This is a genomic window from Pseudomonas sp. m6p (assembly GCF_055760375.1).
Genome location: NZ_CM147084.1, coordinates 1,285,767 through 1,303,241 on the forward strand (window position 1 = coordinate 1,285,767; position 17,475 = coordinate 1,303,241).

Sequence of the window (17,475 nt, forward strand, 5' to 3'; positions counted from 1 at the left end):
ATGAATGCTGAAGACTCCTTGAAACTTGCTCGCCGGTTTATCGGGTTGCCCCTGGAAAAGCGCCAGATGTTCCTCGCGGCCCTGCACAAGGAGGGCGTGGATTTCGCGCGGTTCCCGATACCCGCCGGCATAGAAGCCGAGGATCGTCAGGCGCTGTCCTACGCGCAGCGCCGCATGTGGTTCCTGTGGCAACTCGATCCGCAGAGCGGCGCCTACAACTTGCCCGGTGCGGTGCGGCTCAACGGGCGGCTGAGCCTGACAGCGCTGGAGCAAGCCTTCGCCAGCCTCGTGGAGCGTCACGAAACCCTGCGCACAGTGTTCCAGCGCCAGGCCGATGACAGCCTGCTGCAAGTGCCGGCCACCGCGCCGCTGCTGATTAACCGGGAAGACTTCAGCGCTCTGTCGGCCAGTGGGCGTGAACAGGCGGTGATCGATGCCGCCGAACAGCAGTCGCTGCTGCCATTCGATCTGGCGGTCGGCCCGTTGCTGCGCGTGACCTTGCTCAAGCTGGCCGAGCAGGAACACGTGCTGCTGCTGACCCTGCACCACATCGTGTCCGATGGCTGGTCGATGAACGTGTTGATCGACGAGTTCATCCGTTGCTACGACGCGTTCGACGCGGGTCAGGCGCCGCAATTGCCGCCACTGCCGATCCAGTACAGCGACTATGCGCTGTGGCAACGCCGCTGGCTGGAGGCCGGTGAGCAGGCGCGCCAACTCGACTATTGGCAGGCGCAACTGGGCGACGAACACCCGGTGCTGGAATTGCCGCTGGATCATTCGCGCCCGGCGATGCCGAGCTATCGCGGCACCCGTTACGAATTCGCGGTCGACGGCCAACTCGCCGAGCAGCTGCGCAGCACGGCGCAACAGCATCAAGTCACTTTATTCATGTTCCTGCTCGGCGCCTTCAATGCGCTGCTGCACCGTTACACCGGGCAGACCGACCTGCGTGTCGGTGTGCCGATTGCCAACCGCAATCGTGGCGAGATCGAAGGCCTGATCGGCTTCTTCGTCAACACTCAGGTGCTGCGCACGCAGCTGCACGGCCAGACCCGGGTCGATGAACTGTTGCGGGCAATCAAGGAAACCGCGCTGGGTGCCCAGGCGCATCAGGATCTGCCGTTCGAGCAACTGGTCGAAGCGCTGAAGCTGGAACGCAGCCTCAGCCACACGCCGCTGTTCCAGGTGATGTACAACCACCAGCCGCACGTGGCCGATATCGCCACCCTCCGCACCGCATCCGGCCTGCAACTCGACAGCCTCGACTGGCAGAGCCGCACCACCCAGTTCGACCTGACGCTGGACACCTGGGAGCAGGGCGGCAAGCTGCACGCCGCGCTGACCTACGCCAGCGACCTGTTCGCTGCACCGACCATCGAACGCATGGCGCGGCACTGGCTGCGCTTGTTGACGGCGATGGTCGCCGATCCATCGCAGCGCATCGGTGAATTGCCGCTGCTGGAAGCTGACGAGCAGCGCACGCTGGTGCATGACTGGAACAACGTCCACGCGCAGTACCCGAGCGACACGCCGATTCACCAGTTGATCGAAGCGCAGGTCGCGCGTACGCCGCAGGCACCGGCACTGCTGTTCGGCGAACAGACCCTGAGTTACGCCGAACTGGATGCCCGGGCCAATCGCCTGGCGCATCTGCTGCGCGAACAGGGCGTGCAAGCGGACAGTCTGGTTGGCATCTGCGCCCTGCGTTCGGTGGAAATGGTCGTCGCGCTGCTGGCGATTCTCAAGGCTGGCGGCGCTTACGTGCCGCTCGATCCGGAGTACCCGCAGGAGCGTCTGGCCTACATGATCGAGGACAGCGGCATCAGCTTGCTGTTGACGCAACAGGCGCTGCTGGCAACGCTGTCGACTGACGGCGTAAACGTCATCACTCTGGATCAGCCAGGACTGCTCGACCGCTACAGCGATAGCCGTCCCGACGTCAGTGTCGATCCGCTGAACCTGGCGTATGTGATTTACACCTCGGGTTCCACCGGCAAGCCGAAGGGCGCCGGCAACAGCCACGCGGCGCTGGTCAACCGTTTGTGCTGGATGCAGGAGGCCTATGCGCTGGACGCCAGTGATTCGGTGCTGCAGAAAACCCCGTTCAGTTTCGACGTGTCGGTGTGGGAGTTCTTCTGGCCGCTGCTGACCGGCGCGCGGCTGGTGGTGGCCGCGCCGGGTGCGCACCGTGATCCGCTGCAACTGATCGATAGCATCAACCGCCACGGCATCAGCACGTTGCACTTTGTGCCATCGATGTTGCAGGCGTTCATTCACGAGGCCGGCGTGGAGAGCTGCAGCGGACTCAAGCGGATTGTCTGCAGCGGTGAAGCGTTGCCGCTGGATGCGCAGCTGCAGGTTTTCGCCAAGCTGCCGAACGCCAGCCTCTACAACTTGTATGGCCCGACCGAAGCGGCCATCGACGTCACTCACTGGACCTGTGTCGATGAAGGCGCCGACAGTGTGCCGATCGGCCGGCCGATCGCCAACCTGCGCACCCATGTCCTCGATGCCGAATTGCTGCCGGTGCCGAGCGGTGTCGCCGGTGAACTGTATCTGGGCGGCGCCGGGCTGGCGCGCAGTTATCACCAGCGTCCGGCGCTGACGGCCGAACGTTTTGTGCCGTGCCCGTTCCATGACGGCGCGCGCCTGTACCGCACCGGTGACCGTGTGCGGCAGCGTGCCGACGGCGTGATCGAATACCTCGGGCGTCTCGACCATCAGGTTAAGTTGCGCGGATTGCGCATTGAGTTGGGTGAAATCGAGACCCGCCTGATGCAGCACTCGCTGGTGCGTGAGGCGGTGGTGCTGGTGCAGGGCGGCAAGCATCTGGTGGCTTATCTGGTGCTGGAACAGGCGCAAGCGAACGAACAGTGGCAGCAAGAGGTCAAGGCGTGGCTGCTCGGCAGTCTGCCGGAGTTCATGGTGCCGACCTACCTGATCACCCTCGACAAATTGCCGGTCACCGCCAACGGCAAGCTCGACCGCAAGGCCTTGCCGCAACCGGATGCCGCGCCGCAACAGGCGTTCGTGGCGCCACAGGACGCCATGCAGAAAGCCCTCGCGGCGATCTGGGAAGCTGTGCTCGGCCTCCACCGCGTTGGCCTCGACGACAACTTCTTCGAGCTGGGCGGCGATTCGATCATCTCGATTCAAGTGGTCAGCCGTGCGCGGCAGGCCGGGATCCGCATCAGCCCGCGTGACCTGTTCCAGTACCAGACGGTGCGCAGTCTGGCGCTGGTCGCGAGCCACGATCATCTGTCTTCGGTGGATCAGGGGCCGGTGACGGGCGACGCTGTGCTCGGGCCGATCCAGCAGGATTTCTTCAGCCGGGCGATGCCGGTGCGCGAGCACTGGAACCAGTCGTTGCTGCTGACCCCGCGTGAGGCATTGAACGCGCAATGGTTCGATGCCGCGCTGACCCACCTGATCAATCACCACGACGCCTTGCGCCTGCGTTTTGTCGAAGGCAGCGAAGGCTGGCAGCAAAGCCACGGCCCGCTGCTGACGGGCGCTGAGCTGTGGCAACGCGATGCCGAATCTGCCGAACAGTTGCAGGCGCTGTGCAACGAAGCTCAGCGCAGCCTCGACCTGCAAAACGGCCCGTTGCTGCGCGCGTTGCTGGTGACGATGGCCGACGGCTCGCAACGACTGGCACTGATCATTCATCACCTCGCAGTCGATGGCGTTTCCTGGCGGGTGCTGCTGGAAGATCTGCAGCAGGCTTACGAGCAGCTCGCGGCGGGCGGCGGCATTCAGCTGCCGGCGAAGACCAGCGCATTCCAGAGTTGGACCGCGCGTCTGGCGCAGGACGCATCGCGCTTCGATGACCAATTGAGCTATTGGAAAGCCCAGCATCAGGGCGCCGAGGATCTGCCGTGCGACCGCCCGGATGGCAGCCTGCACAATTTGCATGGCGAGAAAATCGAATGGCGCCTCGACGCCGAGCGCACCCGCCAGTTGCTGCAACAGGCGCCCGCCGCCTATCGCACCCAGGTCAACGATCTGTTGCTCACCGCACTGGCGCGCACCATCAGCCGCTGGAGCCAGCAGCCGGGCACGTTGATCGAACTGGAAGGGCATGGCCGCGAAGACCTGTTCGATGACATTGACCTGACCCGCACCGTGGGCTGGTTCACCAGCCTGTTCGCGGTCAACCTGACTGCGAGCGAGGATCTCGACGGTTCGATCAAGGCGATCAAGGAGCAACTGCGCGCGGTGCCGGACAAAGGTCTGGGTTACGGCGTGCTACGGCATCTGGCCGCGCCGTCGGTGCGTGCTGAATTGGCCGGGTTGCCGCAACCGCGCATCACCTTCAACTACCTCGGCCAGTTTGACCGCCAGTTCGACGAGGCGGCGCTGTTCGTGCCGGCTGTTGAAACCAGCGGTGTGGCGCAGGATCCGTCGGCGCCGCTGGGCAACTGGCTGACCGTGGAAGGTCAGGTGTATGGCGGCGAACTGTCGATGAGCTGGGGCTTCAGCCGCGAGATGTTCGACAGCGCCACGGTGCAGCACCTGGTCGATCAATACGCCAGCGAATTGCAGGCGCTGATCGAACACTGCTGCACGCTACCCATTGCGCAAGCGACGCCGTCGGACTTCCCGCTGGCTCGGGTAACCCAGACGCAACTGGATGCGCTGCCGGTGCCGGCCGGTCAGCTCGATGATGTCTATCCGCTGTCGCCGATGCAGCAGGGTTTGCTGTTCCATACCCTTTACGAGCAAGCGGCGGGTGAGTACATCAACCAATTGCGCGTTGACGTGCAGGGCCTTGACCCTGAGCGTTTCCGCGCCGCGTGGCAGGCCACCGTCGCTGCGCAGGACATTCTGCGCAGCGGTTTCGTCTGGCAGGGCGAACTGGCGCAACCGCTGCAGATCGTCCATAAGCAGGTGCAGTTGCCATTCAGCATCTTCGACTGGCGCGAGCGCGACGATCAGCCGGCAGCCCTCGCGGCGCTGGCCGATGGTGAACGTCAGCAAGGGTTCGATTTGAGCCATGCACCGTTGCTGCGTCTGGTGCTGGTGCAGACCGCTGCCGAGCAATGGCACCTGATCTACACCCATCACCACATCCTGATGGACGGCTGGAGCAACTCGCAGTTGCTCGGCGAAGTGTTGCAGCGCTACAGCGGTCGCACCCCGGCCCATGGCGGCGGACGGTATCGCGATTACATCGCCTGGCTGCAACGTCAGGACGCGCAACTCAGTCAGGACTTCTGGGGCGCTCAGTTGGCCGCGCTGCAAGAGCCGACCCGACTGGCTCGCGCCACTACCGGCGGCGAAGGCGACAGCGGCCACGGCGACCATTACCTGACGCTGGACGTGCCGCGCACCCAGGCGCTGGAAGCGTTCGCCCGGCAGCAGAAAGTCACCGTCAACACCCTCGTGCAAGCCGCGTGGCTGCTGTTGCTGCAACGCTACACCGGTCACGAAACGGTGGTGTTCGGTGCGACGGTGGCCGGGCGTCCGGCGGATTTGCCGGGCATCGAGCAACAGGTCGGCCTGTTCATCAACACCCTGCCGGTGATCGGCGCGCCGCGTCCGGATCAAAGCGTTGACCAATGGCTGCAAGCGGTGCAGGCGCAAAACCTCAGCCTGCGCGACTTCGAACACACGCCGCTGGCGGACATCCAGCGCTGGGCCGGGCAGGGCGGGGAAGCGCTGTTCGACAATATTCTGGTGTTCGAAAACTACCCGGTCGCCCAGGCGCTGAGCCAGGCCGGGCAAGGCCTGCAGTTCGGTGATGTCGGCAACCTGGAGCAGACCCACTATGCCCTTAGCGTGGCGGTCACCCTCGGTCAGCAACTGGCGCTGCACTACAGCTTCGACCGCAGCCAGTTTGCCGGTGAAGTGATCGAAGGCATCAGTGCCCATCTGTTGCAATTGCTTGAGCAGTTTGCGCTGTCGGCCGAGCGCAACCTTGGCGAAATCGCTCTGGCCAGCGCTGACGAGCATGCCCGCCAGCAAGCCGAGAACCAGCCGCAGCCTTACCCGGTGGAGATCGCTGTGCATCAGCGCATTGCTGCGCTGGCGGCCGAGCGCCCGCAGCGCACTGCAGTGATCTTCAACGGTCAGCACTTCAGTTATGGCGAGATCGAGCAGCGTGCCAATCAACTGGCTCACGCGCTGATCGCCCGCGGTGTCGGCGCCGAGACTCGGGTCGGAGTGGCCCTGCCACGCAGCGAGGCGGTGATCGTCGCGCTGCTGGCGGTGCTCAAGGCCGGCGGTGCCTATGTGCCGCTGGACACCAGTTATCCGCGTGAACGCCTGGCCTATCTGATCGAGGATTCAGGGCTGGCACTGTTGCTCAGCGATTCATCGGTGTCGGCGCAATTGCCGGTCGGCGAATCGGTGCCGTTGCTGGAGCTGGATCGTCTCGACCTGCGCGAGTTGCCGAGCACGGCGCCTCAGGTGGCAGTCGATCCGCATAACCTCGCGTACGTGATCTACACCTCCGGTTCCACCGGCAATCCGAAAGGCGTCAGCGTTGCCCACGGCCCACTGGCGATGCATTGCCAGGCCATCGGTCAGCGCTACGAAATGCGCGACAGCGACTGCGAATTCCACTTCATGTCGTTCGCCTTCGACGGCGCCCACGAACGCTGGCTGACCAGCCTGACCCACGGGGCTTCGCTGCTGATTCGCGACGACACGCTGTGGACGCCGGAGCAGACCTACAACGCGATGATCGAACACGGCGTGAGCGTGGTTGCGTTCCCGCCGGTGTACCTGCAACAACTGGCCGAACACGCCGAGCGTGTCGGCAATCCGCCGAAGGTGCGGATCTATTGCTTCGGCGGCGATGCGGTGCCAAACGCCAGTTTCGAACGGGTCAAACGCGCGCTCGATCCGGACTACATCATCAACGGCTACGGCCCGACGGAAACCGTGGTCACGCCATTGATCTGGAAGGCTGGCCGTGAAGAGCCATGCGGTGCCGCTTACGCGCCGATCGGCAGCCGGATCGGCGACCGCAGCGCCTACGTGCTCGACGCCGATCTGAACCTGCTGCCACAAGGCATGGCCGGTGAGCTGTACCTCGGTGGTACCGGGTTGGCGCGGGGTTATCTGAACCGTCCGGGGCTGACTGCTGAGCGTTTTGTCGCCGACTCGTTCAGCGCAAATGGCGGCTTGCTGTATCGCACCGGTGACCTGGTGCGCCAGCGCGTCGACGGCACCTTTGACTATCTGGATCGCATCGACAATCAGGTGAAGATTCGCGGGTTCCGTATCGAGCTGGGCGAAGTCGAAGCGGCGCTGCAAGCCCTCGACGGCGTGCGTGAAGCGGTGGTCGTGGCGCAGGAAGGCAGCGCCGGCAGTGGCAAGCGCCTGGTGGCCTACGTGGTCGGCGATTCGGCCCGTGCCGAGTTCACCGAAGACCTGCGCGCGCAGCTCAAGGCCAGCCTGCCGGCGCACATGGTGCCGGCGTATGTCCTGCGTCTTGAGCGCATGCCGCTGACGCCGAACGGCAAGCTCGATCGCAAGAACCTGCCGAAACCGGATGTCAGCCAACTGCAACAAACCTATGTCGCCCCACAGAGCGCGCTGGAGCAGCAACTGGCGGCGATCTGGCAAGACGTGCTCAAGCTTGAGCAGGTCGGCGTCAGCGACAACTTTTTCGAACTGGGTGGCGACTCGATCATCTCGATTCAGGTGGTTAGCCGGGCGCGGCAGGCCGGGATTCGCTTCAGCCCCAAAGACCTGTTCCAGCACCAGACCATTCAGGCCCTGGCCACGGTCGCGCAGACCGGCGAGGCGGTGCAGCCCATCGATCAGCACGCGCAAACCGGCGAAACCGCGCTGCTGCCGATTCATCAGGCATTCTTCGCCGAAGCGATTCCCGACCGTCACCACTGGAACCAGTCGGTGATGCTCAAGCCGACGCAGGCGTTGGATGCTCAGGTACTGGAGCAGGCGCTGGATGCGTTGGTCGTTCAGCACGACAGTTTGCGTCTGGACTTTGTCGAGCAGGCCGCGGGCTGGTCGGCGCATTACCGTGACGTTGCCACGCAAGCGGGGGAAACCATCCTCTGGCAGGTTGAGGTCGCTGATCTCGCCGCCCTTGAGGCACTGGGCAACAAGGCCCAGCGCAGTCTGCAACTGAGCGGCGGTTCGCTGATCCGCGCGGTGCTGGCGAACCTGGCTGATGGCAGTCAGCGCCTGCTGCTGATCGTCCATCACCTGGTGGTCGATGGCGTGTCGTGGCGGATTCTGTTTGAAGACCTGCAAAACGCTTATCGCCAGCTCCTCGCAGGTAAGCCTGTGCAATTGCCGGCCAAGACCAGTGCAGTCAAAGCCTGGGCGGCAGCGTTGCAGGACTACGCCACAACGCCTGCGTTGCAGGCCGAACTGGGCTTCTGGCAGCAGCAGTTGCAGGGCGCTTCGGCGGCTTTGCCTTACGACCGTCCGCAGGGTGGTCAGCAACACGATCAGGCGCTGACCCTGCGCCGCAAACTCGATCAGACCCTGACCCGTCAGTTGTTGCAGGAAGCCCCGGCGGCCTATCGCACCCAGGTCAACGACCTGTTGCTGACCGCGTTGGCGCGGGTGCTGGTGCGCTGGACCGGGGACGACAATGCCCTGGTATTGCTTGAGGGTCATGGTCGCGAAGACCTGTTCGAACACATCGATCTGACCCGCACCGTGGGCTGGTTCACCAGCGTATTCCCGGCACGCCTGGCACCGGCCGCCGAGCTCGGCGCGTCGCTCAAGCAGATCAAGGAACAACTGCGGGCGATCCCCTACAAGGGCATTGGCTTCGGCGCACTCGCACACCTCGGTGATGAGCCGACACGTACCGCCCTGCAAGCCTTGCCGGCGCCGCGCCTGACCTTCAACTATCTTGGCCAGTTCGACGGCAGCTTCGACGCTGCCAGCGATGCCCTGTTCGTGCCGACCAGCGAGTCCGGCGGCGCAGAGGTCAACCTGCAAGGGCCACTGGGCAATCCGCTGGCGCTCAACAGCAAGGTGTTCGGCGGCGAGCTGGACCTGAGCTGGACCTACAGCGGTGCGATGTTCGACACCGCCACCATCCAGCGTCTGGCCGACGATTATGTGCAGGAACTGACCGCGCTGATCGGCCACTGCTGCGACAGTGCCAACCGTGGCGTGACGCCGTCGGACTTCCCGCTGGCGCAACTGTCGCAAGCGCAACTGGATGCGCTGGTGCTGGAGCCGCAAGGCATCGACGACATCTATCCGCTGTCGCCGATGCAGCAGGGCATGCTGTTCCACACCTTGCTCGAACACGGCAATGGCGACTACATCAACCAGATGCGCCTGGACGTCGACGGCGTCGATCCGCAACGCTTCCGCGCAGCGTGGCAGTCGGCGGTGGATGCGCATGACATCTTGCGCAGCGGTTTCTTCTGGCAAGGCGATCTGCCGCAACCGGTGCAAGTGGTGCAGCGTCAGGTCGAGGTGCCGTTCAGCGTGCTCGACTGGCACGACAGAACTGATCTGGAGGCAGCGCTGCAAACCCTCGCCGATGAGGAGCGCGCCCTGGGTCTGGATCTGAGTTGCGCACCGCTGATGCGTCTGGTGCTGGTGCGCACTGCAGCCGAGCGTTATCACTTGATCTACACCAACCATCACATCCTGATGGACGGCTGGAGCAGCGCGCAGTTGCTCGGCGAAGTGTTGCAGCACTACAGCGGCGAAGCGGTCGCCCGTGGCGCAGGTCGCTACCGCGATTACATCGCCTGGCTGCAACGTCAGGATGGCGCGGCGGCGCAAGCCTACTGGCGGGCGACGCTGGGCAATCTGCAGGAACCGACGCGCCTGGCCAATGCCATCGCACGGCCGCACGCCGGTTTGCCGAGCGTGGGTTACGGCGATCATTACCAGGTGCTCGACGCTGAGCTGAGCCAGCGCCTGGGCGAGTTTGCCCGGGCCGCGAAAGTCACCGTCAACACCGTGGTGCAAGCGGCGTGGCTGCTGCTGTTGCAGCGCTACACCGGCAAGGATTGCGTGGCGTTCGGCGCCACCGTCGCCGGGCGTTCGGCGGAGCTACCGGGGGCCGAAGCGCAGATCGGCCTGTTCATCAACACGCTGCCGGTGATCGCTGCGCCGTCCGCGCAGCAGAGCGTGATCGCCTGGCTGCAAGCGGTGCAGGCGCAGAACCTCGCCTCGCGCGAGTTCGAACACACGCCGCTGGCGGACATTCAGCGCTGGGCCGGGCAGGGCGGCGACGCGCTGTTCGACAGCCTGATGGTGTTCGAGAACTACCCGATCGGCGAGGCGCTGGAACGCGGTGCGCCGCAAGGTCTGCGCTTCGGTGCGGTGGCCAATCAGGAGCAGACCAACTATCCGCTGACCCTGCTGGTGAACATGGGTGCGCAACTGTCGGTGCATTTCAGTTACCAGCGCGACAGCTTCGCGGCAGCCAGCGTGGCGCAGTTGGGCGCGCATCTGCAGCGTCTGCTGAGCCAGATGGCGGATGGCGGCGAACGCACGCTCAGCGAACTGAACCTTATCGAACACCGCCCGCCGGTGAACAGCGATTTCGCCACCGAGCAGTGCATCCATCAAGCCATCGCCCGTCAGGTGGCGGCGACCCCGGATGCCTTGGCGGTGACCTTCGCCCATACGCAACTGAGCTACGCTGAACTGGACGCTCAAGCCAACCGTCTGGCGCACAAACTGCTTGAGCTGGGTGTCGGCCCGGAAGTGCGCGTGGGCGTGGCAATGCCGCGTTCCGAGCAGTTGCTGGTCGCCTTGCTCGCGGTGCTCAAGGCCGGTGGCGCCTATGTGCCGCTGGACCCGGATTACCCGGCGGATCGCGTGGCTTACATGCTCGAGGATAGCCGCGCGCGGGTGTTGCTCACCGAGCAGGCGGTTGCCGCGACCCTGAGTGTGCCGGGCGATACGCAAGTGCTGCTGATGGATCAGCTTTCGTTGAGCGATTATCCGAGCAGCGCGCCGCAAACATCGGTCGCTCCAGACAACCTCGCCTACGTGATCTACACCTCAGGTTCCACCGGCAAGCCGAAAGGCGTGGCGATTGCCCATCGCAACGTCATGGCGCTGATCGACTGGTCGGCCAAGGTCTACCGCCGCGACGACATCCAAGGCGTACTGGCCTCGACGTCGGTGTGCTTTGACCTGTCGGTGTGGGAGCTGTTTGTCACTTTGGCCAACGGTGGCTCGCTGATCATCGCGCGCAATGCGCTGGAGCTGCCGCACTTGCCGGCGCGCGATCAGGTGCGCCTGATCAACACCGTGCCATCGGCGATCGCCGCGCTGCAACGTGCCGGGCAGATTCCGCCAAGCGTGCGCATCATCAACCTGGCGGGTGAGCCGCTGAAACAAGCGCTGGTGGAGGCGTTGTATCAGCAGTCGACGGTCGAGCACGTCTACGACCTGTACGGCCCGTCGGAAGACACCACCTATTCGACCTGGACCCGCCGCAGCGCCGGTGGTCAGGCACGGATCGGGCGTGCGCTCGATTACAGCGCCAGCCATCTGCTGGATGCCGATCTGCACGCGGTTCCGCAGGGCGTTTCGGCCGAGCTGTACCTGTCCGGCGCCGGCATCACGCGCGGTTATCTGGGGCGTGCGGCGATGACCGCCGAGCGCTTCGTACCGAATCCTTTTGTCGGCAGCGGCGAGCGCCTGTACCGCACCGGCGACCTGATTCGAGAGCGCGAAGCGGGCGAGCTGGAGTACATGGGCCGGATCGACCATCAGGTGAAAATTCGTGGATTCCGCATCGAACTGGGGGAGATCGAGGCGCGATTGCTCGCCCAGCCGACCGTCAGCGAAGCGGCGGTGCTGGCCGTCGACAGCGACACCGGGGCGCAACTGGTGGCGTATGTGGTCGCTCCGCAACTGGAGATGCACGACGGGGACGCGCAGCGGCAACTGCGCGAGGGACTAAAGACTGGCCTCAAGTCTTCGTTACCTGACTACATGATTCCCGCGCACCTGCTGTTCCTTGAGCAGTTGCCACTGACCCCCAACGGCAAACTCGACCGCAAGGCCCTGCCGGCGGTCGATGCCAGCCAGATGCAGGCCGCGTATGTCGCGCCGCACAGTGAGCTTGAGCAGCAGGTCGCGGCGATCTGGCAGCAAGTGCTCGAAGTGCAACGCATCGGCTTGAACGATCACTTCTTCGAACTCGGCGGGCACTCGCTGCTGGCGGTCAACGTGGTGTCGCGCATGGCTCTGGAACTGGGCCTGACGCTGACCCCGCAACTGTTATTCCAGCACCCCGTCCTGAGCGATTTTGTCGCTCGACTCGATACAGGAGGCGGGGCAATCAACGAACAGAAACTGAGCAAGCTGGAAGCCCTGCTTGACGATATGGAGGAAGTCTGATGGACAAGAGTGTTGCTTTGAGGGTAGCCAAGCGCTTTATCACTCTGCCGCTGGACAAACGTAAGCTGTACCTGGAAAAGATGCTCGAAGAGGGCGTCTCTCCGGCCAACCTGCCGATCCCGGAAACACGTTCCGGGTTTGCGGCGATTCCTCTGTCGTACGCTCAGGAACGTCAACTGTTCCTCTGGCAAATGGACCCGCACAGCACCGCGTATCACATCCCCAGCGCCTTGCGCCTCAAGGGTCGGCTGGATGTGGCAGCGCTGCAACGCAGCTTCAACGCGGTGGCGGCGCGTCACGAAAGCCTGCGCACCACTTTCGCCGAGCAGGGTGAAAGCTTTTGCCAGGTGATTCATCCGCAGCTGCCGCTGAGCATCAGCCTGACGGCATTGCCGGAGGGCCTCGACGCCGCCGGGGAAGACGCCGCGATCAAGGCCTTCGTCGAGAGCGAAACCGCACGCCCGTTCAATTTGCAGCAGGGCCCGCTGCTGCGGGTGGCGCTGCTGAAAGTGGCGGAAGATGACCATGTGCTGGTGCTGATCCAGCACCACATCATCGCCGATGGCTGGTCGATCAAAGTCCTGGTCAACGAGCTGATCGAGCATTACGCCGCCGACACCGCCGGGCAGCCGCTGAGCCTGCCGGAACTGGAAGTGCAATACGCCGACTACGCGATCTGGCAGCGCCACTGGCTGGAAGCGGGCGAGCGCGAGCGCCAGTTGGCCTACTGGGTCAAGACCCTGGGCGGCGAGCAGCCGGTGCTGGAACTGCCGATCGATTTCCCGCGTCCGGCCGTGCAAAGCCTGCGCGGTGCGCGGCTGGAACTGAACCTGCCGGCAGACCTCGGCGACGCCCTCAAACAGCTGGCGCAGCGCGAAGGTGCGAGCCTGTTCATGCTGCTGCTGGCGTCGTTTCAGGCGCTGCTGCATCGCTACAGCGGTCAGGCGCAGATTCGCGTCGGGGTGCCGACCGCCAACCGTAACCGGGTCGAGACCGAAGGCCTGATCGGCTTCTTCGTCAACACGCAAGTGCTGAATGCCGAAGTCAGCGGGCAATTGCCGTTCAACCAGTTGCTGGCTCAGGTCAAGCAGGCGGCGATGGATGCGCAGGCCCATCAGGATCTGCCGTTCGAGCAACTGATCGAAGCGCTGCAACCGGAGCGCAGCCTGAGCCACAGCCCGGTGTTCCAGGTGATGTTCAACCACCAGACCAGTCGCGATCAGGGCCGCAGCGCCGCGCAGTTACCGCAACTGAGTGTCGAGGACGTGCAGTGGGAAGGGCGCACCGCGCAGTTCGACCTGACGCTGAATACCTACGAGTCCAGCGACGGCTTTGCCGCCGAGCTGACCTACGCCACCGATCTGTTCAAAGCTGAAACCGTCGAGCGTCTGGCGCGTCACTGGCAGAACCTGCTGCGTGGCATCGTCGCCGCGCCGAGCCAGCGCGTCGGCGAATTGCCGTTGCTGGAAAGCGCCGAACACGGCGTGCTGTTGCAGGACTGGTTGCGCAGCGCCGACCGCACTGCGCAAGCCGAATGCGTGCAGCAGGATTTCTCCCGGCGTGCACAGCAAACGCCGCAGGCCACGGCCCTGATCATCGGCGAAGACGTGCTGAGCTACGCCGAGCTGGATGCCCGCTCCAATCAACTGGCGCACAAGCTGATCGAGGCCGGTGTCGGCCCGGATCAACTGGTCGGTATCGCCGTCGAGCGCAGCGTGGAAATGATCGTCGGCCTGCTGGCGATCCTCAAGGCTGGCGGTGCTTATGTGCCGCTGGATCCGGCGTATCCGCAGGATCGTCTGGCCTACATGATCGAGGATAGCGGCCTGCAATTGCTGCTGACCCAAAGCCATTTGCAGACGCAGCTGCCGATCCCGCCGGGTGTGCAAACGCTGCTGCTGGATCAACCTCGCGAGTGGCTGGCGGCTTATCCACAGAGCGCGCCGGACGTTGCAGTCAATGGCGAGCATCTGGCCTACACGATCTACACCTCCGGTTCCACCGGCAAACCCAAAGGCGTGATGGTGCGCCACGCGGCGCTGAGCAACTTTGTCGCGAGCATGATCAAGCAGCCGGGCATCGTGGCCGCCGATCGCATGCTGTCGCTGACCACCTTCTCGTTCGATATCTTCGGCCTGGAAATCTACGCTCCATTGCTGGCCGGCGCCTGTGTAGTGCTGACTGGCAAGGACGTGCATCAAGACCCGCAAGCGGTGCTCGAACTGATTGAGCGTCACGCCGTGACGGCGCTGCAAGCCACGCCCTCGACCTGGCGCATGCTGCTGGACAATGAACAGGCGCCCATCCTGGCGGGCTGCACGTTCCTCTGTGGCGGTGAAGCGCTGCCGCAGGAACTGGCGCAACGCATGCTGGCGCTGACGCCGAGGGTGTGGAACCTCTACGGCCCGACCGAAACCACCATCTGGTCGGCGCAACACGCCTTGAGTGCGGACAACAGCCGTCCGTTCCTCGGCACGCCGATCGACAACACCGCGTTGTACATCCTCGGCAGCGACCTGGAGCTCAATCCGCTCGGCGCCCCGGGGGAATTGCTGATCGGCGGCGACGGCCTCGCTCGTGGTTACTTCCAGCGCCCGAGCCTGACTGCCGAACGCTTTGTCCCGGATCCCTTTTCGACAACCGGCGCGCGTCTGTACCGCACCGGCGACCTGACCCGTTACCGCGCCGAAGGCGTGATCGAGTACATCGGGCGGATTGACCATCAGGTGAAAATCCGTGGTTTCCGGATTGAACTCGGTGAGATCGAAGCGCGTTTGCTCGCCCTCGGTAGCGTGCGCGAAACCGTGGTAGTCGCTCAGGACGGCCCGACCGGACCGCAACTGGTCGGCTATGTGGTGCCGACCGCCGACGCTTTTGATGAAGGCGAACTGCGCGCCGCATTGAAAGCCAGTCTCAAGGCCGAGCTGCCGGAATACATGGTGCCGGCGCACCTGTTGTTCCTCGCGCAACTGCCACTGACGCCGAACGGCAAAGTCGACCGCAAAGCCTTGCCGGCCCCCGACGCCAGCCAGCTGCAATCGACTTACCTCCCGCCGCAAACCGCCACTCAGCACAGCGTTGCCGAGATCTGGCAGGCGGTGCTCAAGCTCGATCGCGTAGGCCTGAGTGACAATTTCTTCGAACTGGGCGGCCACTCATTGCTGGTCACGCAGGTGGTCTCGCGCGTCCGTCAGGCACTGAACGTTCAAGTACCGCTGCGCACCTTGTTCGAACACAGCACGCTGGAAGACTTTGTCGCCGCGCTGGGTGTCGATCAGGCGCATCGGGAGCCGCCGATTGTTGCCTTGCCACGCCAGCAACCGCTGGCGCTGTCCTATGCTCAGGAACGTCAATGGTTCCTCTGGCAACTGGAGCCGACCAGCACCGCTTATCACGTGCCGGCGGCGTTGCGTCTGCGCGGTGAGCTGGATCTGCCGGCGTTGCAGCGCAGCTTCGACGCGCTGATCGAACGCCACGAATCGCTGCGCACCTGCTTCGTCGAACAACAGGGGCAGACCCTGCAAGTGATCCAGGCTCACGGCACGCTCGACCTGCAGGTGCAGGACGTGGCGGTGGAGCTCGACGAGGCGGCGCTGCACCTGCAGGTCGCCGCCGAAACCCTGCACCTGTTCAATCTGCAGCAAGGCCCGTTGCTGCGGGTCAAACTGCTGCGTCTGGCCGCCGATGACCACGCGCTGGTCATCACCCTGCATCACATCGTCGCCGACGGCTGGTCGATGAATGTCATGGTCGATGAGCTGGTGGCGTTGTATGCCGCCTACAGCCAAGGCCAGAACGTGCAATTGCCGGCGCTGCCGGTGCAATACGCCGACTACGCCGCGTGGCAGAAACAGTGGATGGACGCCGGTGAACGCGAGCGGCAATTGAGCTACTGGACCGCACAACTCGGCGATGGCGATCAACCGCTGCTGGAGCTGCCGACCGACCGTCCGCGTCCAGCCGAGCAGAGCTATCGTGGCGCCCGTCGCGAGATCCCGCTGAGCCTCGAACTGGCCACCGCGCTCAAGCACCTGGCGCAGCGCGAGAACGTCACGCTGTTTGCGCTGTTGCTGGCGTCGTTCCAGACCTTGCTGCATCGCTACAGCGGTCAGGCCGATATCCGCGTCGGGGTGCCGGTGGCCAACCGCAACCGGGTCGAGACCGAAGGCCTGATCGGTTTCTTCGTCAACACCCAGGTACTCAAGGCCGAGTTCGACAGTCAGCAGACGTTCCGCAGCCTGCTGCAGCAAGTGAAAAATACCGTGCTCGGTGCCCAGGCGCATCAGGATCTGCCGTTCGAGCAACTGGTCGACGCGCTGCAACCGGAGCGCAGCCTCAGCCACAGCCCATTGTTCCAAGTGATGCACAACCACCAGAGCCAGGTGCGTCAGGCGCAGGGCGCCACGCGGCTGCCAAAGCTGGCGATTGAAGGCTTGCCTTGGGCGTCCAATACAGCGCAGTTCGACCTGACCCTAAACACCTTTGAATCGAGCGACAACGTCTGGGCCGAGCTGACCTATGCCACCGACCTGTTCGACGTCGAGACCATCGAACGCCTGGCGCAACACTGGACCCATCTGCTGCAAGGCATCGTTGCCGACAGCGCTCAGCGCATCGCCGAACTGCCACTGCATGACGCCGCCGAACGCGCGGCAACCTTGCAGCAGTGGAACCCGGCCATCCGCGATTTCCCGAGCGAGCAGTGCCTGCATCAACGGATCGAACATCAAGCCGCCCGCGCCCCGCAAGCGATTGCCGTGAGCTGTGCCGGGCAGTCCCTGAGCTACGGCGAGCTGAACAGTCGCGCCAACCAGTTGGCCCACAAGCTGATTGCCAGCGGTGTCGGCCCGGACGTGCGCGTCGGTCTGGCGGTGGAGCGCAGCCTCGACATGCTGGTCGGCCTGCTGGCGATCCTCAAGGCCGGCGGCGCCTATGTGCCGTTGGACCCGACGTATCCGGAAGAACGCCTGAGCTACATGATCGGCGACAGCGGCATCGCCTTGCTGCTGACCCAGAGTCATCTGCTGGGTCGTCTGCCGGTGCCGGATTCGCTGCGCAGCCTGATGCTCGATCAGGAACGTGACGGTCTGGAAGGCTACAGCGACAGCAATCCGCAGGTGCGCATGAGCCCGGACAACCTGGCTTACGTGATCT

General features: G+C 64.2%; 2 protein-coding genes (1 of these 2 cut by a window edge). Both read left to right on the forward strand.

What is annotated here, in order from left to right; all coding sequences use genetic code 11:
* On the forward strand, nt 1–12,321 hold the full coding sequence (locus ACYZUM_RS06025; protein ID WP_108182194.1) for a non-ribosomal peptide synthetase: 12,321 nt from the start codon (nt 1–3) through the stop codon (nt 12,319–12,321).
* Nucleotides 12,321–17,475 carry the start of a non-ribosomal peptide synthase/polyketide synthase gene (locus tag ACYZUM_RS06030; protein ID WP_473061303.1) on the forward strand. It continues 9,842 nt past the right edge of the window, so only the first 5,155 of its 14,997 coding nucleotides appear in the window; the start codon lies at nt 12,321–12,323; the stop codon falls past the right edge of the window. The genes ACYZUM_RS06025 and ACYZUM_RS06030 overlap by 1 nt, the downstream gene beginning before the upstream one ends.

Bases quoted from the DNA above. Each gene is read 5' to 3' on its own strand.
- ACYZUM_RS06025 (WP_108182194.1), top strand. From the start codon at position 1: ATGAATGCTGAAGACTCCTTGAAACTTGCTCGCCGGTTTATCGGGTTG.